The sequence below is a fragment of the Bibersteinia trehalosi genome (genome assembly GCF_004346205.1).
In the GTDB taxonomy this organism is placed as follows: Bacteria; Pseudomonadota; Gammaproteobacteria; order Enterobacterales; family Pasteurellaceae; genus Bibersteinia; species Bibersteinia trehalosi.
This window is the reverse complement of record NZ_SMAM01000007.1, coordinates 123,400-145,245: the sequence shown is the minus strand read 5'-3', so window position 1 is coordinate 145,245 and position 21,846 is coordinate 123,400. Positions and strand designations below refer to the sequence as shown.

The following is a 21,846-nucleotide window of genomic DNA, read 5'->3' as shown; positions in this document are numbered from 1 at the left end:
CCATTATTCGTCGTGACATTCCAACCCGCATTGGCCGTTGCATTCACTTTTTCCAACTGACCAACATTCACCGCATCCGTTAAATTTACACCCGCTGCGACATTAGTAATGGTTGCACCGCCAACATCAACGGTTTTATTCCCATTTTGATTATCTAATTTAATCGTTGTGCCGTTGTTGGTGATACTGCTGATATTGGTAAGATCACCTTCTACTTTAACCGTATAGTTGGTTAAACCTTTACCATCAGTTTCAGTGGTCACATTGACATTGTTACCCGCTTTTACTACAGATTTTTCAGCATTTACCGTATAAACCGTGCCATTGGCATCTGAGGTGCTGGTAACTGTGGTGTAATTGCCTGCTTTAACTACTGATTTGCTGGCATTTAATTGTTGCAGATTCACTGCATCCGTGGCGTTTGTACCATTTGCAACATTGGTGATATTTGCACCATTAACATTTACTACATTATTGTTGTTGGTATCACCAATAGTGATCGTTGTGCCGTTATTGGTTAAAGAAGTAATGTTGCTTAATGCACCTTCAACATTAAACTTAACATCAACCCCGCCGGTTGTGTTGTTTGCAGTAACAACCGCAACACTATTATTACCATTAACAAAATTCACCACTTCGCCTGCGGTAATATTTTCTTTTACCTCACCATTGCCAGAGACTGTCCAACTTACATTGTTGATGGTCTTCACAATATCGCCAACGGTCGCAATATCTGTTGCATTCGAATTATCGCTAACCTTCGCCTTACCACCTTCAACGGTTGTTGTACCGTTACCAATAGTGAGTTTATTACCTACATTATTTGTAATGCTGGTAATGTTAGTTAAATCACCAGCTACGCTTACATTGTAAGTAGTTAAACCATCACCGCTAGTCGTTACATTAACTTTGACATTCGTACCTTCAGTCACGACCGATTTTTCAGCATTCACTGTATAAACCGTGCCATTGGCATCTGATGTACTGGTAACATTGGTATAGTTGCCTGCTTTAACTACTGATTTGCTAGCATTTAATTGTTGCAGATTAACCGCATCTGTGGCGTTTGTACCATTTGCAACATTGGTGATATTTGCACCATTAACATTTACCACTTTATTATTGTTGGTATCGCCAATAGTGATCGTTGTGCCGTTATTGGTTAAAGAAGAAATGTTCTTTAAATCACCCTCAACATTAAACTTAACATCAACCCCGCCGGTTGTTTTGTTTGCAGTAACAACAGCAACACTATTATTACCATTAGCAAAGTTCACCACTTCGCCTGCGGTAATATTTTCTTGAACAGCGCCATTGCCTGCTACAGCCCAACTTACATTGTTGATGGTATTCACAATATCGCCAACAGTCGCAATATCCGTTTTATTCGAATTGTTGCTAACTTTTGCTTTGCCACCTTCAACGGTTGTTGTGCCATTACCGATGGTTAGCTTATTGCCCACATTATTTGTAATGCTGGTAATGTTAGTTAAATCACCCTCTACATTAACCGTGTAATTCGTTAAACCTTTACCGTCTGTCTCTGTAGTGACATTAACATTATTACCCGCTTTTACCACTGATTTATCAGCATTTACCGTATAAACCGTGCCATTTGCATCAGAGCTGCTGGTAACATTGGTGTAATTCCCTGCTTTAACCACCGATTTGCTGGCATTTAATTGTTGCAAATTCACCGCATCTGTTGCGTTTGTGCCATTTGCCACATTTTGCACGGTATTACCGCCCATATTCACCACACCACTTGCATTCACGGTGAAATTATTCGTGGTTACGCTGTTAAAGGCAGGATCCATAGAGGTTGCAATACTAATCTTACGATCAGACTGCGTAATATTGATATTCTGCCCTGCATCGATAGTCACTAAATCGCCTAACTGAACATTAGCCGTTGAATTACCATCTACCTTACCGCCAGCAGAAGCAGTTGTTGTGATATTCCAACCTTGTTTAATCGTATTATTTAAGTTGGTAATATTTTGGGTATTATTAGAAACTTGATTGATCGCATCTTTTGTTGTTTGGTTAAGATCGATCGTATATTTGAATACATTGTTAGCTTCACTAGATTCAGTGACTGTAACATAATCAGAACCTTTTTCAGCAATGGTTTTCAATGTATCAACAGTATAAGTAATAGAGCCATTTGTATGAGCTGTGCTAGAAACATTCGTATTTGTTCCTGCTTTTACAATACTCTTCTTAGCCGCCTCTACTGCTACTAAATAAAGTTGTGAACCATTGATTGCATCCGTAGAATTTGCAGAAACATTACCCGCCGCCACATTCACAATTTGGCGTTCAGCACCTTTTGATCCCACAGAAACCACACTACTCGTGTTATTACCGGCAAAGCCAGTATAAGTAATGCCATTTACTGTTGCCGTTCTTTCTTCAGTTGCTCCACGAGTAGTAGAAGCTGAGCCAAGTGCAACCGCGTTGGTATGGCTTGCTGTTGCATTGGTACCGATTGCAGTAGCATTTGCCGCAGTGACATTTGCAGAGTGGCCAATCGCCATACCACTTTCAGCATTTGCAGCAACTTGGCTACTCGCACCAATACTGGTAGAGAAATTGCTCAATGCTTTTGATTTCATACCCACTGCGGTAGATTCTTTAGCATCTACTGTCGCATTTTCACCAATTGCAATACTACCGCCCGATTTCTGCGTTACATTTGCATCGGCACCAATAGCAATAGAGCGCTCACCGCTTGCTTTAGAAGAGCTTCCCACCGCTACCGCAGCGCTGCCGTTAGAAAATGCTTCTGTACCAAACGCAATCGCCTTTTCTGCCGATGCATTTGATTGCACACCAAATGCAATTGCTGATTTATTTGTTGCATTTGATTGCACACCAAATGCAACAGAATTTTCACTGGTTGCATTAGAAGCGGTGCCTAATGCAAAGGCATTTTTATCTGTTGCGGTGGCATTAGTGCCTAATGAAAACGAACTATTACCAGAAGAATTTGCATTAGTACCTAAGGCAAAAGAGTCATCCTTTAATGCACGAGATTTTGTCCCTAAAGCAAAAGCTCTTTGTGCTGCCGCACTAGCATTAGCTGATGCAATATTAGCTTCTAAATAACTATCATAAGTAATATTAAACGATCCTGCATTTGCATCAGAACCAAACGCAAAAGAGTCATCACCATTTGTTTTTGCAGAAGTACCAATAGCAAAAGAACGATTACCATTTGTTTGGGTATTATTCATCCCATCATACTTAGTTCTTCTTGCTTCACCATCACTAGTGCCATCTAACGTTACATGATCTGCACTACCAATCGCAAAAGATTGTGTCCCTTTAGCTGTCGCAGATGAACCAATCGCTAAGCTAGAGCGGCTATCTGCCCAAGCAGTAGAACCAATTGCAACAGAATAATCACCAATGGCTGCTGATTGACGCATTGCCGCAAATGAGTTAAAGCCTGCTGCTCTTGATGAAGTACCAAGAGCTACAGAACCGATATCTAATGCTTGCGAATAAGCACCAATAGAAACAGCTAAGCCACCAGATGCATTTGAATAATCCCCGATCGCAATACCATTTGAGAAACCATTACGTTGCCCTTTTGCATCAGCATTTAAACCTAAAGCGATACCCGTAGAATTATTCGAATTATACAAAGAAACATCTGTGTTATTCGTAGAGGCATTCGCATAAGATTTACTACCTGGGTTATAGTAGTTATAAGGGCGAGTATTTTGGGCAGAAACACCACTCCCAGTTCCCCCTGAAATATCTGACTGACTAGTATTTACAACTACTCCACCACTTGCAGTTGTACTACTAATTGCGATTGCAGCGTCTGCATTTGGAGCCATCCCTAGCATAACCGAAGCAGAGAGTAAACTTAATGAGAATGTTTTTGCATAGTTATTGGATACGTCAGCTCCCTGATTTGCACTTGACGCAACTTTACCATTATTTTTGGCAAGTTCCGATGCGACCACAAATGTTCGTGTTGCATGGCTCCAAATAACTTTAAAGATCTTATTCATAAGAATAATCCTATTTTGTTTTTATAATAAAAAAGGCAAATACAGAAAAATGATCGCTATTATCAATAGAGATTTATTTTCTATATTTGCCCGCCTAGTTGGGTTAGCCCCAACGTACTAAAACCGCACAAAAACTGCGGTTCAAAAATAAATTCTGGACTTGCTTGCTTGCTTGCTTGCTTGCTTGCTTGCTTGCTTGCTTGCTTGCTTGCTTGCTTGCTTGCTTGCTTGCTTGCTTGCTTGCTTGCTTGCTTAACAGTGTGTGTCATTTTTTAACGATATCAACAATATTGATACAACTATAACGCTCGGAGCGGAGTTTACTCCAAAGAAATTTTTAAGAAATCAAATTTGCACACTTTTACAATATATACATTCACTATTTTGATTAATTTAATCCTCTCAGTTCAAAAATAATCAATTAAACATATTGCTAAACCAATTTAGCCTAAAGAAAACGATTGCATCATAAAAAAATAACGTAATTTATATACGAATTTATAACATCATAATAATCACAAAAATAATCAAAAAACATCATTTGTAAATATCGTTTACATTTCTCGTCTCAACGCCTTTAATATCTACATTCATCATAAAAGTTATGTAAATTTACTTAAATATCAAGCAGTTATACTGCAAGCAATATGAAAAAATATATTCAAAAACACAAAAAGGAAAAATGCATAAATAACACGCCAAAAATGATCATTATTTATATAATCACTTCATTTATCACTCCATCAAAAAAACAATTTAGCAGCTTGAACAAGCGGTTTATTTTGTCTCATTTTTTGCCTATTGCTAATGGCATCTCTAATAAGCATCAGCCATTTAAGTAAGCAGTCTGTTTTCACTATAAGAGAACCCTCCACACTAAAGCTTGGTAAAATTTGCAAAAAATTTTCCAAAATAGACCGCTTGTCGGCTATAATGCATAATTTACTGGATAAAATCACATAAAGAGGCAACTGTGGATTTCTCTCTATTACTTGATGGCTTAAACGATAAACAGCGCGAAGCCGTAGCTGCTCCGCTCGGTAATTATTTGGTACTGGCTGGGGCGGGTAGCGGCAAAACCCGCGTACTTACTCATCGTATTGCGTGGCTTATCGGGGTGGAGAATGTGCCTGAAAGCAATATCCTTGCCGTCACCTTTACTAACAAAGCCGCAGCAGAAATGCGTCAGCGTATTGAAAGTACCCTTATGCAAGCAGGTAATCATCGCCTATTTGGTATGTGGGTAGGCACCTTCCATAGCATTGCCAATCGCTTATTACGTTCTCACTATCTCGATGCCGAGCTTCCACAAGATTTCCAAATTATGGATACGGAAGATCAGCTTCGTTTGCTCAAACGCTTGATGAAACTGCATAACATTGATGAAAAACATTTTCCACCTAAACAGGTGGCGTGGTTTATTAATGCCCAAAAAGATAAAGGTTTGCGTGCCAAAGATATTGTGCTGGAACAAGGCGACCATAATGGGCGAGAATTGGTGAAACTGTATCAAATTTATCAAGATGCCTGCGACCGTGCTGGCTTGCTTGATTTTGCCGAGTTATTAATTCGAGCCTATGAGCTATTCAAAAATAAACCACCGATTTTGCAACGTTATCAACAACGCTTTCAGCAAATTTTGATCGATGAATTCCAAGATACTAACAACATTCAATACGATTTAATCCGATTACTGGCAGGAAATAGTAGTCATGTGATGATTGTGGGCGATGACGACCAATCTATCTACGGCTGGCGTGGGGCACAAGTGGAAAATATCCAACGCTTTTTGAATGATTATCAAAATGCCCAAACTATCCGCCTTGAGCAAAACTATCGTTCTACAGGGCATATTCTTAATTCGGCAAATGCTCTCATTGCCAACAACGATAACCGTTTAGGTAAAAACCTTTGGACAGATAGTGGTGATGGCGACCCTGTGGATATTTATTGTGCGTTTAATGAATTAGATGAAGCTCGTTTTGTTGCCTCACAAATTAAACAGTGGAAAGAAGACCATGGCGATTTAAACGAATGTGCCGTGCTGTATCGGAGTAATAGCCAATCTCGTGTGATTGAAGAAGCGCTTATTCAAGCCAACATTCCTTACCGTATTTATGGCGGTATGCGATTCTTTGAACGCCAAGAAATTAAAGATGCCCTTGCCTATTTACGCTTAATTGCCAATCGCCAAGATGATGCTGCATTTGAGCGTGTGGTCAATACGCCACCACGCAGTATTGGAGACCGTACCCTTGATGTGCTGCGTCAATTAACCCGTAGCCGTCAAATTACCCTTTGGCAAGCAATCCAAGTTGCCGTTAAAGAAGAAATGTTATCAGGGCGTGCCACCAATGCGTTGCTTCGTTTTGTCGATTTAATCAATGCGCTTGATAACGAAACTGAGCAGATGCCCCTATTCGAGCAAACCGATTTTGTGATTAAAAATTCCGGCTTGTATGAGATGTATAAGCAGGAAAAAGGTGAAAAAGGTGAAGTACGCATTGAAAACTTAGAAGAGTTAGTCAGTGCAACCCGTGATTTTATCAAACCCGATGAAGCCGATGAAATGAGCGATCTTAGCGCATTTTTAACCCATGCTTCCCTTGAAGCTGGTGAAACACAGGCATCACCACATCAGGAATATGTCGAATTAATGACGTTGCACTCGGCAAAAGGATTGGAATTTCCTCGTGTATTTATCGTAGGGGTGGAAGAAGGCTTATTCCCAAGTGGAATGAGTTTTGATGAAGGCAGATTGCAAGAAGAGCGCCGCCTTGCTTATGTGGGGATTACTCGAGCGAAGAAAAAACTCACGATTAGCTATGCCGAACTGCGCCGTTTATACGGCAAAGAAGAGCGCCATTTACCCTCTCGCTTTATTGCTGAACTGCCTGAAGAACATATTCGCGAAGTACGGCTACGTGGAAATATCAACCGCCCTGCAGCCTTTGTAAATTCCAAAGCAAAATCAACCGCTTGTATTGATAATACGAATGAATGGAAAATGGGGCAAAAAGTGTTTCACGAAAAATTTGGGCAAGGTACGGTTATTAATGTGGAAGGCAGCGGCGAACAAACCCGCTTACAAATAGCCTTTGTCGCCAATGGCATCAAATGGCTAATTGCGAAAATGGCAAAATTGGAAAGAAATTAGGGCGCAGACACAAGGTTTGCGCCAGTGAATTTTACATGGTAAAGCAGAGCTAAATTGGCTGACGTGGCACGGCATTTTGGTAGCCAAACTGCCGCCATGCTTCATAAACCACCACCGCCACCGAATTGGATAAATTCATACTGCGGCTATCTTTGCACATTGGAATGCGGATTTTTTGCGACATCGGCAGTGTATCTAAAATTGCCATAGGAATGCCGCGGCTTTCTGGCCCGAACATCAAGAAATCGCCTAATTCATACTGCACATCGCTATGATTTGGCTCGCCTTTAGTCGTCAGGGCAAACAGACGTTTCGGCTTGGCACGAGCTAAAAAATCGTCAAAATTTTTGTATTTTTGAATATCGACAAACTCGTGATAATCCAACCCTGAGCGACGCAGTTTTTTATCGTCCCACGCAAAACCCAGTGGTTCAATCATATGCAGTCTAAAACCACAATTGGCACATAAACGGATAATGTTGCCACTATTTTGTGGAATTTCAGGTTCATAAAGTACAATATCTAACATTCTATCCCTCCTTATGCTTCACTATCCAACAATTATGAATCTGCGGATTACGCTCAAAATCCAGTGGTAAGGTTTTCGCCGAGATATTCTCTGCGGTTAAACCCAATTCGGCTAAACCGTCAAAATCCATTTTAAAGCCTCGTTTATTGTTTGAGAAAACGATAGTGCCATCATGGGTTAAAATGCGTTTGAGATTTTCAAATAGCTTAATGTGATCACGCTGTACGTCCCAGCTATTTTCCATACGTTTAGAGTTAGAGAATGTTGGCGGATCCACAAAAATCAATTCAAAGCGTTCACGACATTCGGCAAGCCATTGCAAACAATCGGCTTGAATTAAGCGGTGATTGCGATGATTTCGCCCTGTTAAATCATTCAGCGCTAAATTTTGCTCAGCCCAGTTAAGATAAGTGTTAGACATATCCACTGTGGTGGTAGATTTTGCGCCATGCAGTGCAGCGTGAATCGTCGCTGACCCCGTATAGGCAAATAGGTTTAAGAATGTTTTACCTTTCGCCATTTCGCCTACCATTTTACGAGTAAGGCGATGATCCAAGAATAAGCCTGTATCCAAATAATCAGTGAGATTGACCCACAACTTCGCCCCATACTCTTCTACAAAGAAATAATCGCCTTTGTTTGCCAATTTTTCATACTGATTGGTACCTTTTTGTTTTTGGCGTACTTTCAGCACTAATTTATTTGTTTCAATGCCTGTAACCGCCAGCGTTGCCGAAACGGCATCAAGCAAGCGTTGGCGTGTTTTATTTTCATCAATGTTTTTCGGCGCTTGATACTCTTGTACCACAATGTGATCTTTGTATCTGTCCACCGCTAAATTATATTCTGGTAAATCCGCATCATATAAGCGATAGGCTTCTAAGTCTTGTTGTTTCGCCCATTTCTCAATTTTTTTGATATTTTTCGCAAGGCGATTGGCAAAATCTTTTGCCACTTCACGATTTTGTTCAAATTGTAAATTTTCGCCTAAATCTGACCGCTTGTTAGCATTTTCACTGATCAGATAATTTTTCTGCACACAATCTAACGGCCCATTTTTTGCTTTAAATTGACGAGCAGAACGTAAACGCAAGCAGTTAAGCAGTTCTGGCTCGCCACTAAAAATAGACGCATTCCACCCAGCAAACTGCTGTTTTAAACGTTGCCCAAAGACAGAATAGAGCGCAATCAACGCAGGCGTTGTGCCAAGTCGTTCACCATAGGGAGGATTACAAATTACCGTGCCGATGTGCTCCGCACACGGATTTTTAAGTGCGGCTACATCGCCTTGCTGAAATTGGATTAAATGCGCTACTCCTGCATTCTCGGCATTCTGTTTTGCCTTAGCGAGAACACGATGATCGAGATCGAAACCAAAAAACATTGTAGGGGCGGACCGATGTGTCCGCCCATTTTCGCCTGTTTCAGGGCGGACACATCGGTCCGCCCCTACCATTTGCTTCTTTACCGCTTCATTCTTGACCGTTTCCCACACAGCAGGCTGATGCCCTTTCCAGCAATCAAAGCCCCATTTTTTGCGACTGATTTGTGGGGCGATATTGGCTGCCATTTGTGCTGCTTCAATTAACAGTGTGCCAGAGCCGCACATTGGATCTACTAACGGTGTGCCTATTTTCCAGCCAGAACGCAGGATAATTGCTGCTGCAAGGGTTTCACGCAACGGGGCAGCGCCTGTATCTTCACGATAACCACGCATATGCAACGCCTCACCACTTAAATCGAGCGAAATCACGAGCTCTTCACGGTTCAGATAAGCGTGTAAACGCACATCAGGGCGGATTTTATCAACAGTTGGGCGAGCAAAACCTTTACGCTCAAAATAATCCACAATACCGTCTTTGACACGCATTGCACCAAATTGGGTATGACGAATTTCTCGGTTTGTGCCGTTGAAATCCACAAAAAAGGTATCACGTGGGTCAAATAATTCTGCCCAATTAAAGGCAACTACTGAGGCATAAAGATCGCTATCGCTAAAAATTTTAGTGGTAATTAACGGCAATAAAATGCGTGAGGCTAAACGGCTGTGTAATAACGCTTTATATGCCCCTTCAAGGGAAGTGGTGAAATGCACGCCGCCTTGGGCAATTTTGCATTCAGCATGGTTAATTTGTTGCAGCTCGCTTTTTAGCATTTCTTCAAAGCCACGAGCGCAAGTGGCGAAATAGGTTTGATTGATCATACTTTCTTTTATCTTCAACAAAATTGACAAATTATAGCGGAAATAGCGAAATAAGCGGTCAAAATCCGCAAAAATTTTGCAAAATCACGTAAAGAAACTTCACTCACTCCAAATTTCGGTTAAAAACCACTCTTTTAAGCAAATTTCAAAATAAAAAATCACTTTTATTGCATAAATATGCAAATTTAACTTGTTTTTGAAGCAAAAGCACTCTACACTCTCGTTCATTCTTTATACTTTGGGAGAAATCAAATGGCAAAATACAAAGTGTTTATTGACGGTGCGGCAGGCACAACGGGATTGCGGATTTATGAACGTTTAGGGCAAGCAACAGATATTGAATTATTAAGCCTAGCTGAAAATGAGCGAAAAGATCGCAATGCTCGTCTGGCGAAAATCGCAGAGGCGGATATTACTGTGCTTTGTTTGCCTGATGAGGCTTCCAAAGAAATCATTGCAAGCGCCCCAAAATCAGCAAAAATTTGCGATACCTCTACCGCTTTTCGTACTCATTCCGACTGGGTTTATGGATTCGCTGAACTTACAGGGCAAAAAACAAGAATCCAACATGCAACCCGAGTTGCTGTACCGGGTTGCCACGCTAGCGGTTTTATTGCGTTAGTTCGCCCATTGATTGAAAAGAACGCCTTACCCAAAGACAGCTTACTTTCTTGCCACTCTTTAACGGGCTATTCAGGCGGTGGTAAAGCGATGATTGGCGAATATCAAGCCCAAGATCGGGCGGAAAAATACACGGCTCCTCGTTTATACGGCTTGCCACTTAAACACAAACATTTACCTGAAATGCAAACGCTAACAGGGTTAAATAATGCACCATTATTCACTCCTGTCGTTGCGGATTTTTACAGTGGAATGCTCGTTACCGTGCCGTTATTTACGGCTCAGTTTAATCAAGGTTATCAAGAAGGCGTTGCCGTGCATCAGCTATTGTCAGATTACTACCACGATAGCTCGCTGATTCAAGTCCAACCATTTGGTGTAATGCCTGATGATAATATGCTTAATGCCAATGAATACGCAGGCAAAGACAGTATGCAAATTTTTGTCTATGCCAACGACTCTCAAATTCTGCTTGCGGCACGTTTTGATAATCTCGGCAAAGGCGCAAGCGGTGCTGCAGTGCAGTGTTTGAATTTGATGTTGGGACGAGATGAAACAGCAGGTTTAGATATTTAATTTGTAGGGGCGGACCGATGTGTCCGCCCGAATATCCCACGAAATTAATGGGCGGACACATCGGTCCGCCCCTACATAAAAATTTTAAATTTAAGGAATAAAATATGACATTCACAACAATCAACGGCGGGGTTACCGCACCAAAAGGATTTAAGGCAAGTGGCGTGCATTGTGGCATTCGCCGTAATCGTGGCAAATTGGATTTAGCCTTGCTCGTGAGCGATGTGCCTTGTGCTACTGCCTCTGTTTATACGCAAAATAAAGTGAAAGGCGCACCGATTTTTGTAACGCAAAAAAACATTGCGGACGGCTATGCACAAGCCATGTTATGCAATAGTGGTAATGCCAATACTTGTAATCCCAATGGCGTGGAAATTGCCGAGCAATGTTGCCAACTGGCAGCGGAAACGCTTGGATTAAAACCAACGGATTTTGTGATTGCCTCCACAGGCGTTATCGGGCAACCACTAATGATTGAGCCTTTTGAATATGGTATTCCCAAAGCCTTTGAGGAATTAAGCTATGAAGGGGGAGAGCAAGCTGCCGAAGCGATTATGACCACCGATACTGTCAAAAAATCCTACGCAATTCAATTTGAATTGGGCGGTAAAGCTTGCCATATCGGGGCGATGACCAAAGGCAGTGGAATGATCAATCCAAATATGGCGACAATGCTCACTTTCATTACAACCGATGTGGCTATCACGCCTGCAATGTTAGATAAAGCGTTGAAAGCGACGGTTAAAACCACGCTCAACCAAATCAATGTGGACGGCGATACCTCCACCAATGATATGGCAACGGTAATGGCAAATGGCTTAGCAGGCAACCCTGAAATTGATGAAGAAAATGCGGATTTTGTGCTTTTCTGTGAGGCATTAAAACAGGTTTGTATTTGGGCGTGCCGTCAAATTGCCAAAGATGGCGAAGGTGCAACGAAATTATTGCAATGCACCGTAAGCCATGCCAATACAGAAGAAAATGCACTAAAAATCGCGAAAAGTATTATTTCTAGCGACCTATTTAAATCGGCAATGTTTGGCGAAGATGCTAACTGGGGACGTGCTTTATGTGCCATTGGCTACACCGAAGGCAATTTCAGCATTGACGGCGTTTCTGTGATCCTCAAAAGTGCCAAAGGGGAAGTCAAAGTATGCGAAAACGCTGCCTACCACCCATTTAGCGAAGAAAAAGCCGCTGAAATTTTAAGTGAAAACGAGATTGAAATTTTAGTGGATATGCACGATGGCACCGCATTCGCCCAAGCGTGGGGGTGTGATTTAACTTATGAATATGTCCGAATCAATGGGGATTATCGTAGTTAAATCTCCCCCCTCCCCCTCTTTTTCAAAGAGGGGGCGATCTTTTTGAGCGTAAAATAAGATTGAGCGTGATTTCCCCACGAAATAAATTCCCCTCTTTGAAAAAGAGGGGTTAGGGGAGATTTTATTGGGGCGAAGCCCCAAGATGATAAAAAACAGGAAAACCAATATGCAACAATCCCAAATTGAAGCCCTCACCAAAGTGATGGGCGAAGCAACGCCCTATATCAAAAAATATCAAGGTAAAACCATCGTGGTGAAATACGGTGGCAATGCGATGATCAACGAAGAACTCAAACAAGCCGTTATGCAAGACTTACTATTGCTCAACCAAATAGGCGTAAAAGTCGTGTTAGTGCATGGCGGTGGCCCTGAAATTTCTCACGGATTGAAGCTCATTGGCAAGGAAAGCCAATTTATCAACGGTTTGCGTGTAACCGATAAAGAAACGATGGACGTTGTGCAACAAATGCTGGCAGGCAAGGTAAATAAAAGCCTCGTTGCTTTGCTTAAAGGCAAAGGCATAGGCTTATGTGGCTTAGACGGCAATATGCTGCTGTGCGAAAAATTACAGACCGAATACGATTTAGGCTTTGTGGGCGAAATCAAAAGTGTGGACACTACATTGCTCAACTTCGCTCTTGATTCTAGTTTTATCCCTGTGATTGCGACCATTGGTGCAGATGAACAGGGTATCGCTTACAACATCAATGCCGACACCGCCGCTAGTGAAATAGCAATAGCATTACAAGCGGAAAAACTCGTCAGTATGACCGATATTGCAGGGCTATTGATGAATAAAGATGATGAAAGTACCTTAATCCCCGAAGTGGAAATTAGCGAAGTGCAAACGCTCATTGATAAAGGCATTATCAGTGGCGGTATGATCCCTAAAATCGCCTGCTGTGTGGATTGTGTGAAAGCTGGCGTAAAAGAATCTGCCATTATTGACGGACGAATTCCCCACGCGATTTTGCTAGAAATGTTCAGCACCGAAGGGAATGGGACGTTGTTTTATAAAAAGGAGGCAAATCATGAGTAGTCAGACAGCCAAGCAATTAGATCACACCTATATCGCCCAAACCTATGGGCGGTTTGATTTAGCATTAAGCCACGCTAAAGGCTGTGAAGTATGGGATTTTGAGGGCAAACGCTATTTGGATTTTACCTCTGGGATTGGGGTAAATAGTTTGGGCTGGGCTGATGAGAATTGGCTACAAGCGGTCATTCATCAAGCAAGCACCCTTTCTCATACCTCTAATTTATTCTACACCTCTCCCGCTGCGCAACTTGCCGAAAAATTAGTGAAAGCAAGCGGGTTAAAACGGGTCTTTTTTTGCAATTCGGGGGCAGAAGCCAACGAGGGAGCAATAAAAACTGCTCGCAAATATAGTGTTGATAAATACGGTGAAAACCGCTCAACGATTCTTTCTCTGGTGAATTCTTTTCATGGGCGAACCATTTCTACCCTTGCGGCGACAGGCCAAGCTGTCTTTCATCAACATTTTTTCCCTTTCACACAAGGTTTTGAACATTTAGAAGCAAATAATCTTAGTGCTCTCACGCAACGACTCAACCAAAATGATGTTTGTGCGGTAATGCTGGAAATCGTGCAAGGAGAAGGCGGTTTAAATTCGTTGAATCCCGATTATTTACAAGGCGTGCAAGCACTTTGCCAAGCGAACGATATTTTGTTGATTATTGACGAAGTACAAACAGGCATAGGGCGCACGGGCAAAATGTTCGCCTATCAACATATTGGTTTAACGCCTGATATTGTTACCCTTGCCAAAGGCTTAGGAGGTGGCTTGCCAATTGGGGCAGTACTGTTTGGTGAAAAATGTGAATATACGCTTGGTAAAAGCGATCACGGCTCAACCTTTGGGGCAAATCCTGTGAGCTGTGCGGCGGCTAATGCGGTGATGGATAAATTAACGCCCGATTTTTTAGCTGAAGTCGCACGCAAGGGGGAAAAACTGAAAGCAGAATTAGCAAAATTGCCAAAAGTAAAATCCGTCAGCGGTTTAGGTTTAATGCTTGGGGTGGAATTTGAAGAAGATATTCAAGCCAGTAATGTAGTGGCAAAAGCAATTGAACAAGGCGTGTTGTTTTTAACAGCGAAACATAAATTACGTTTATTGCCGCCGTTGATTATTTCAGATGAAGAGATAACTGAAGGCTTGGCTGTACTACAGCATATTCTGGCAAGTTATTAACTCACTAAGGCGCCAACTATGTGCGCCTTTTTCATTTATTCCTTGGAAAATTTTAGCTATTTTTGGTATCGCTTGTTCCTACTCATTATTAGACTTTGGTACTTATATCTAAACATCCTATCTTTTTCTTTTAAAAATTTTGAACTAAAAACACACAGCAGCAGTCGAAACTTCCGCCAAATTTGGTTATACCTAGGCTCAGTTGATAATTCTAATTATCAACTGAGCCTAGTATATGGATGTATAACTTTTTATTTTACTTTTGGAGCAGGATGCTTTTTTTGGAGCAATCAAGCATAAACAGGGCTATTGCTCTAATTTTTTATGCTTTATAATTCGCTGCATTTTAAGCAAACTTAATTATACAAATCTAATATATTCGATATATTTGGATTTTTAGGCTTTTTTAATATGCAAAAACTATATAAAACACCAATCCTACCTCTATCTTTGTTATTAGCAACGCACTCCACAATAAGCCTTGCTTACTCCAAGATTGATGAACAGCGTGAACAAATTGTGATCGCCTCCCGCGAAAATAACACAGCGCTCACCCAAGCTATTCAGGAGTTGAGGAGACTTTATAAACAAACCAGTGACAAAAAGGTACGTGATGATTTAATCGCCCTACTGATTCGTCAAGAAAATTATCAACAAGCGTTGAATGTTTGCGCAAAATGTAAAATAAGTGATTTTTCAGAGAGTGAACTGGAAAATTTAGCTCGAGCAGCACGTAATCAGAAACAGTTGCAAAAATCACTGACGCTTTATCAGCAACTGGCAAAAAAATTTCCACAAAACCCTAATGGGTTGCTTGGTAGTGGTTTACTTTTTATTGAATTAGCTCGCTACCAACAAGCAAAAGATAGTCTCAATCGTTATATCACTCGTTTTGGGCAAGACAGTGCTGTTGAAGAAGCTCTCGGCTACTTACGCCAAAATGCTGAAACAGAAATTGGTAGAATTGGGCGCCTACAAGATGAATTGCAAAAAAATCCTCAAAATCAAGCGCTTGCTTTGGAACTCTATCGCCTTGCGGCAAAATATAATCTGATTCCGCTACAACAACGGCTTAAATCACAATACCCCGAGCTCTTTAGTGCAAATGATGCGGCTTGGCTTTCACACACAATGGCAATCAATAATGTTCGTGGCGAAGCAATCACGCCCCAGCAACTTGATCAATCTTTCCAACAATTAAGTCAATTAATAGCACAAAATACCGTTGATTCACCTATCTATCGACAAGCATTACAAGATCGCATCGTCTTGGCTGTTCGCCTCAAAAATTACCGCTCAGCCCTTGCCGACTATCGCCAACTAGAAAAATCTGTGCAGACGATTCCTAATTATGTGCAAGAATCTTATGCGGATGCCCTCTTAGCTGAAGGCTCTCCTTCAAAAGCATTATCTATTTATCAAAATTTGGTAAAGCCGTCTGAAAATATTCCTGCCGAATTGCGCTTTAAATTAGTCAATGCCGCAAGTGATAGTGGACAATTTAAATTGGCTGAACAATATGCCAATGCCATTGATGAACCGCCATTTGTACAAGACTATACCCATACTCAGCGGATTATTAACCCTAATTATGATCGCCAATTCTTTAGTCAAGTGAGTTTAACCAACTGGCGAGGGAATAAAGCTAAGGCAATGCGTTTACTTGAAGAGCGTTTACAACAAAAAACCCCTGGTGATCCTTGGACAATGCTAGAAATTGGTGAATTGTCTCGCGCTTTTCAACATTATGACGATGCAGAAACTTGGGCAAATAACGCGATGCCATTTTTGGCGCCACATGAACGTCACAATAGCCAGCGTTTACTCGCTAATGTGGCATTAGATCGTCAAGATTGGAAAACAGCTTCTCAAATTATCCGTTCATTTGATGATACACAAAAATTTCAAGAACGTAGTTTGTTAGAACGCTATGAGCGCTTAAGTTCAACAGAGGTGATCGCACACTTTGGTATACAACATAAAACCTCACCAAAAGACAGTGAAAATAATGAGGTTTCACAAGAATATCTTATTTATTCACCACGCAGTTTCAAAGGACATCGAGCTTATGTTCATTATCTTGCAAACAATGCCCCCAATGGGCAACAAAATTTAAAACAACAACGTGCAGGAGCTGGTGTCGCTTTAAATTTTTATCCGTTAGACTTAAATTTTGAAGCAGGTAGAGGTATTAAGCTCAATGATAGAGCCTATTTCACACTGAATTTAAATTACCAGTATTCCCAACACTGGTCGTTTGCGTTGCAAGCTAATCGTAATGGCAGCCAAACCCCAATTAAAGCAATTCAGCAAAATATCTATAGCAAAGATATAGGTATTGCCTCAACTTACCGTTATAGCGATCGATTCCAAGCCGGCTTAAATGCGAATTGGATGAAATTTGATGATAGTAATTTACGTCAAAACTACTTTGTTTGGGCAAATCTCCACACTTTACAAAAAGATCGCTGGTCCCTTTCTAACTCGCTACGGTTCGATTATCAAAAGAATAGGCAAATTAATAACGCTATTTATTACAATCCTGAACAAAGCAAAAGTGTTGAATTTGGTACAAATATTGCCTACCTACAGCCTTTTGATTACGGCTTAATCCTCACCCATCATCTAAAAGGGAATATTGGACGCTATTCACAAAAACATGAATCGCATGCAAAAACTTGGTCGCTCAGTTATGAACATCAATGGCGGGTGGGTAAGAAATTAGCTATTAGCTATGAAATCGGGCGTAAGAAAAATATTTATGACGGCGACACAGAATTTAATAATTTCGCCAATGTTAATTTTTCATTCTATTTTAAATAAGGTTTAATAATGACTTTTAATAATAAATTTAAGATCTTTTTATTTCTCTTTATGGCAATATTTGTCGGAGAAACCGCTGCAAAAAACAACGAATACCATGTACTTGCTTATCATTCAGTGCTTGATGAAAATGCACCCGAGCAAGATAAATACTATCTACCGCAAACCATTCCTGCGCGCCAATTAATCGCCCATTTTAATTGGCTAAAAACGAATGGCTACAATGTTATCGCTTGGCAGCAAGTTGTGGATGCAGAAGCAGGAAAAAGTAGTCTGCCAGATAAAGCGGTGCTACTCAGCTTTGATGATGGCTATGAATCCATGTATAGCACTATTTTTCCCTTGCTAAAAGCCTACAACTATCCAGCGGTATTTGCCCCTGTAAGTAGCTGGTTAAATGCCCCAACGGGTAGCCAAATTCAATATGGAAGCACCGCTAAACTCTCTCGCAATGCCTTTGCCCAATGGCATGAAGTGGCAGAAATGCAGCGTAGTGGATTAGTCGAAATCGCCTCACATACTCACGATCTCCACTATGGGGTTAATGCAAACCCTGCAGGTAGTCAGATCCCTGCGGTAATTTCACCTATCTACAAAAATGGTCAATACGAGAGCAAACAAGCATATCGCCAACGTTTACAACGTGATTTTCAAGCCTCTGTGAAATTCATTCATCAACATACAGGACATGCACCTCGAATTATTGTTTGGCCTTATGGGCAATTTAATGACACAGCCGTAGAGGTTGCTCGCCAAGCAGGTATGCCTCATCATTTTTCTTTAGATATGAGCAAAGTTAATCGTGCCGGTGACAAACATATCGGGCGATTATTACTGGATGCAGAAACTTCAATTGATACTATCGAAGAATATTTGGCGGGGAAAACGGCTGAAAATGGCATACAGAGAGTAATACATGTCGATTTAGATTATGTCTTTGATCCCAACCCAGCCCAGCAGGCTAAAAATTTAGATGCACTTATTCAGCGTATTTATGATTATGGCATTACGACTGTTTACCTACAGGCGTATGCTGATCAAGATGGTAACGGCGTTGCTGATGCGCTTTATTTCCCCAATAAATATTTGCCAGTGAAATCGGATCTGTTTAGCCAAGTTGCTTGGCAATTAATTAGTCGAGCCGATGTAAAAGTCTATGCATGGATGCCCGTGCTTGCTTTTGATATTGGTGAAAAAGGTGAATACGTGCTTGATCGTCGTACAGGCAAACCTGCTGAAAATCACTATCTTCGCCTAAACCCTTATTCAGCAAAAAATAAAGCGATGATTCAATCCATTTATCAAGATCTCGCATTTTATGCCAAGTTCAATGGCATTCTTTTTCATGACGATGCATTCCTTACCGATTTTGAGATCAATGATAACAGTGCGCAAAAGACTGCAGATTTAATTCAATTTACGCATGAATTAACACAAAGCCTTGCACCTTATTTCCGTTATGGTAAAGAAAAAATCAAAACAGCACGTAATATTTATGCGTCATTGATCACTCAACCGGAATCAGAAGCTTGGTTTGCACAGAATTTTGTAAAATTTACTCAACACTATGATACTACCGCCATTATGGCAATGCCTTATATGGAAAATGAGAATTCAATTGATGCTAAAGAAGCCAAAGCTTGGCTAGACAATTTAATTCATTTAGTAAAAGCGGAGAATATCCCTTTGCATAAAGTACTATTTGAGCTACAAGCAGTAAACTGGCGTAATAATAAAGCGATACCAACAGCTGAAATGATTGATTGGATTAGTACATTAACTAAAAACGGTATCTATAGCTTCGGTTATTATCCAGATAACTTTATTAACAACCAACCTAATTTAAAGCAAATTAGACCTTACATGTCAATTAATCAAAACTCGACAAAATAACAAGGTATTCATATGTTTTTAGAAATTTTTGGCATTTTTGTTTTCGCCTACCCTGCGGTAATGGCTCTCTATTGGTCGGTAGCAGGTATTGTCTATTTTATTCTTTATGAGAGAAATTTATCTAAGCAAAAATTTTGCAAACACCAAAATAACATGCCGATGGTAAGTGTTATGATCCCTTGCTATAACGAAGCAGAAAATTTAGATGAATCTATCCCACATTTATTAAAATTACGTTATCCCAATTATGAATTAATTTTTATCAATGATGGGAGTAAAGATAGTACTGGAGAAATTATTGATCGCTGGGCTGAGCAGAATTCGAAAATTATTCCCCTTCACCAGCAAAATTCAGGAAAAGCAAGCGCATTAAATAATGCCTTAAAAATTGCACGTGGCAAATATGTCGCCTGTATTGATGGTGATGCTGTATTAGATTATAGGGCTCTCGACTACATGGTCGAATCGCTGGAGAAATCTTCAAAATATGGTGCAGTAACAGGCAATCCTCGCGTAAGAAACCGTAGCACAATTTTAGGTAGATTACAGGTTTCTGAGTTTAGCTCTATTATCGGTCTGATTAAGCGAGCACAAAGCCTGATGGGGACAATCTTCACTGTCTCTGGTGTTTGCTGTTTATTCCGTAAAGATGCCATGTTAGAGATCGGTGGCTGGAGCCAAAATATGATCACGGAAGATATTGATGTTAGCTGGAAACTCCAAACTGCTGGCTATGATATTTACTATGAACCGCGTGCACTATGTTGGGTATTAATGCCAGAAAAACTCTCTGGATTATTCAAACAACGCTTACGCTGGGCGCAAGGCGGTGCAGAAGTCATTATGAAATATTTTTCCCAAGTATGGCGATTTAAAAATCGCCGTTTATGGCCGATGTATATTGAATATTTTATCACGGCGATCTGGGCTATTTCACTGATAATCACCACACTGATTGCTGCCTATCAGTTTTTATTCTCTCAACCATTAATATGGAATCAAAATCTGCTGCTACTGAGAACCAGTATTGCTATTTTGTTCTCGGCCTTTTTCTTTCAATGCTTATTTAGCATGTATATTGATAGCCGTTACGAAAAAGGATTAACTCGCTATGTATTTTCTTGTATCTGGTATCCATGGGTATATTGGCTACTAAACACATTAACGCTATTAATTGGTATTCCCAAAGCCATTTTTAGAAACAAATCCCAATTAGCAGTTTGGGTAAGCCCAGATAGAGGAGTATAAGTATATGCCAAGAAAATTACAAAAATTAATGGTAATTAATAAAAGTCGTAACTTACCACTTAAATTAAAATTAAAAACTATATTAATTGATATTATCACCTGGGGATTGTGGATTTACGTGGGATACTTTATCTACGTCCATGCAGATCATATCCTTAACCTTCCTATTATTGATAATTTAATTTTTATTGATGTAATAGGCCTGATGTTTTTAATCGTGTTAGGATTACTCATCCTAACTATATTATGGGCTGTGATTACAAGAAGTAAGCGCAATACCAAAAATAAGGAAAATAATGATTTAAAATAATATTATTTTTCAGTTCAAGCGGTCAGTTTTGCAAATAAATATGCAAAATTGACCGCTTGTTTTTTTAGTCTTTCGAGATGCTAACACTCGCTTTAATATGCTTTAGATGCACGACAATAGTAAATGTCATGATGACCAATAGAGCCCACGCACTCCATTTACTCACATGCACCATAGACCACGCGCCAAGCTGATTTGGATAACGCCAGATCCCAGCAAAAGTACCTAAATTTTCTGCTAACCAGATAAAGAAACCTATTAGAAAAAAGGCGAGTAATAGTGGCATTTTTCGCGCAGTATCGTAAGGCGTAAATTGCACAAACGTTCTTGCGTATAATCCAAGTGCAAAAGTAGCAATATACCAGCGATAATCACCTAAATAGTGATGGGTAAAGAAATTAAGATAAATCAATAAGGCTGTAAGTGTTGCCAACCAATAGGGTGGGTGGCGATAAATTTTAAGATCAAATAATCGCCATGCTTGAATGATATATGAACCAACTGCCGCATACATAAACCCAGTAAATAATGGTACATTCAGCACTTTAGTATAAGCAAAATCAGGATATGCCCAAGACTGAATATGCACTGAAGTTTTAAAAACTTCTAGCACAAAACCCACTAAGTGAAACAAACTAATAGCTTTCAGTTCATCCCAAGTTTCGAGCTTAAGTTTTAACATCACGATTTGCATCAACAATGCAAAAACCAGCAAAATATCATAACGCGGTATACCAAATAAGCCTGCTTTTGGCACAACAAACATTGCCACAAAAAACATCCCTGCAAACAAGCATGCCCTTGCTTCCTTTAATCCAAAAAAGCAAAACTCAACACAAAAGCGACGAATACCACGCAATTGTAAATTCGGCTGGTGATTCATCAACCATTTATCAAACTGATTTAGCATTTTTTACCTA

The 21,846-nt window shown here is 40.4% G+C and carries 13 protein-coding genes; 9 read left to right on the top strand and 4 right to left on the bottom strand.

The window, feature by feature from the left end; all coding sequences use genetic code 11:
* Nucleotides 1-4,028 (bottom strand): ESPR-type extended signal peptide-containing protein (locus EDC51_RS08630; RefSeq protein WP_282957657.1); only part of this gene is annotated, 4,028 nt, incomplete at its 3' end.
* Between the two features lie 973 nt (nucleotides 4,029-5,001).
* Here EDC51_RS08630 and uvrD point away from each other — a divergent pair.
* A complete protein-coding gene (gene uvrD / locus EDC51_RS08625) occupies nucleotides 5,002-7,185 on the top strand; it encodes a DNA helicase II (RefSeq protein WP_131928698.1) in 2,184 nt (727 codons plus the stop codon).
* Nucleotides 7,186-7,234: 49 nt separating this feature from the next.
* Here the strand turns inward: uvrD and trmL are convergent, their stop codons facing one another.
* Together trmL and rlmKL are read right to left on the bottom strand one after the other, a co-directional pair.
* Nucleotides 7,235-7,714, bottom strand: a complete 480-nt coding sequence (gene trmL / locus EDC51_RS08620; RefSeq protein ID WP_025267216.1) for a tRNA (uridine(34)/cytosine(34)/5-carboxymethylaminomethyluridine(34)-2'-O)-methyltransferase TrmL — start codon at nucleotides 7,712-7,714, stop codon at nucleotides 7,235-7,237.
* Between the two features lies 1 nt (nucleotide 7,715).
* Nucleotides 7,716-9,917: a bifunctional 23S rRNA (guanine(2069)-N(7))-methyltransferase RlmK/23S rRNA (guanine(2445)-N(2))-methyltransferase RlmL gene (gene rlmKL, locus EDC51_RS08615; RefSeq protein WP_131928697.1), complete on the bottom strand. Its 2,202-nt coding sequence runs from the start codon at nucleotides 9,915-9,917 to the stop codon at nucleotides 7,716-7,718.
* 252 nt (nucleotides 9,918-10,169) lie between these two features.
* Between rlmKL and argC the strand changes: the two genes are divergently transcribed.
* The 8 genes from argC (at nucleotide 10,170) to EDC51_RS08575 (ending at nucleotide 20,926) form a co-directional block, all read left to right on the top strand.
* A complete protein-coding gene (gene argC, locus EDC51_RS08610) occupies nucleotides 10,170-11,114 on the top strand; it encodes an N-acetyl-gamma-glutamyl-phosphate reductase (protein ID WP_131928696.1) in 945 nt (314 codons plus the stop codon).
* A 104-nt stretch (nucleotides 11,115-11,218) separates the two neighbouring features.
* Nucleotides 11,219-12,439, top strand: coding sequence for a bifunctional glutamate N-acetyltransferase/amino-acid acetyltransferase ArgJ (gene argJ / locus EDC51_RS08605; protein ID WP_025267219.1), 1,221 nt, complete (start codon nucleotides 11,219-11,221; stop codon nucleotides 12,437-12,439).
* Nucleotides 12,440-12,605: 166 nt separating this feature from the next.
* A complete protein-coding gene (gene argB, locus EDC51_RS08600) occupies nucleotides 12,606-13,478 on the top strand; it encodes an acetylglutamate kinase (protein ID WP_131928695.1) in 873 nt (290 codons plus the stop codon).
* Nucleotides 13,471-14,652 (top strand): aspartate aminotransferase family protein, encoded by a 1,182-nt coding sequence (locus tag EDC51_RS08595; protein ID WP_025267221.1) that lies wholly within the window; start codon nucleotides 13,471-13,473, stop codon nucleotides 14,650-14,652. The genes argB and EDC51_RS08595 overlap by 8 nt, the downstream gene beginning before the upstream one ends.
* 411 nt (nucleotides 14,653-15,063) lie before the next feature.
* Nucleotides 15,064-17,475 (top strand): poly-beta-1,6 N-acetyl-D-glucosamine export porin PgaA, encoded by a 2,412-nt coding sequence (pgaA, locus tag EDC51_RS08590; protein ID WP_131928694.1) that lies wholly within the window; start codon nucleotides 15,064-15,066, stop codon nucleotides 17,473-17,475.
* Between the two features lie 9 nt (nucleotides 17,476-17,484).
* Nucleotides 17,485-19,368: a poly-beta-1,6-N-acetyl-D-glucosamine N-deacetylase PgaB gene (pgaB, locus tag EDC51_RS08585; protein WP_131928693.1), complete on the top strand. Its 1,884-nt coding sequence runs from the start codon at nucleotides 17,485-17,487 to the stop codon at nucleotides 19,366-19,368.
* 12 nt (nucleotides 19,369-19,380) lie between these two features.
* On the top strand, nucleotides 19,381-20,616 hold the full coding sequence (pgaC, locus tag EDC51_RS08580; protein WP_025267224.1) for a poly-beta-1,6-N-acetyl-D-glucosamine synthase: 1,236 nt from the start codon (nucleotides 19,381-19,383) through the stop codon (nucleotides 20,614-20,616).
* A 4-nt stretch (nucleotides 20,617-20,620) separates the two neighbouring features.
* Entirely contained in the window at nucleotides 20,621-20,926 is a 306-nt protein-coding gene (locus tag EDC51_RS08575) for a hypothetical protein (RefSeq protein WP_025289108.1), read from the top strand.
* Between the two features lie 64 nt (nucleotides 20,927-20,990).
* On the opposite strand, the gene EDC51_RS08570 is transcribed toward EDC51_RS08575, so the two are convergent.
* On the bottom strand, nucleotides 20,991-21,836 hold the full coding sequence (locus EDC51_RS08570; protein WP_025289107.1) for a DUF817 domain-containing protein: 846 nt from the start codon (nucleotides 21,834-21,836) through the stop codon (nucleotides 20,991-20,993).
* Nucleotides 21,837-21,846 lie beyond the last annotated feature (10 nt).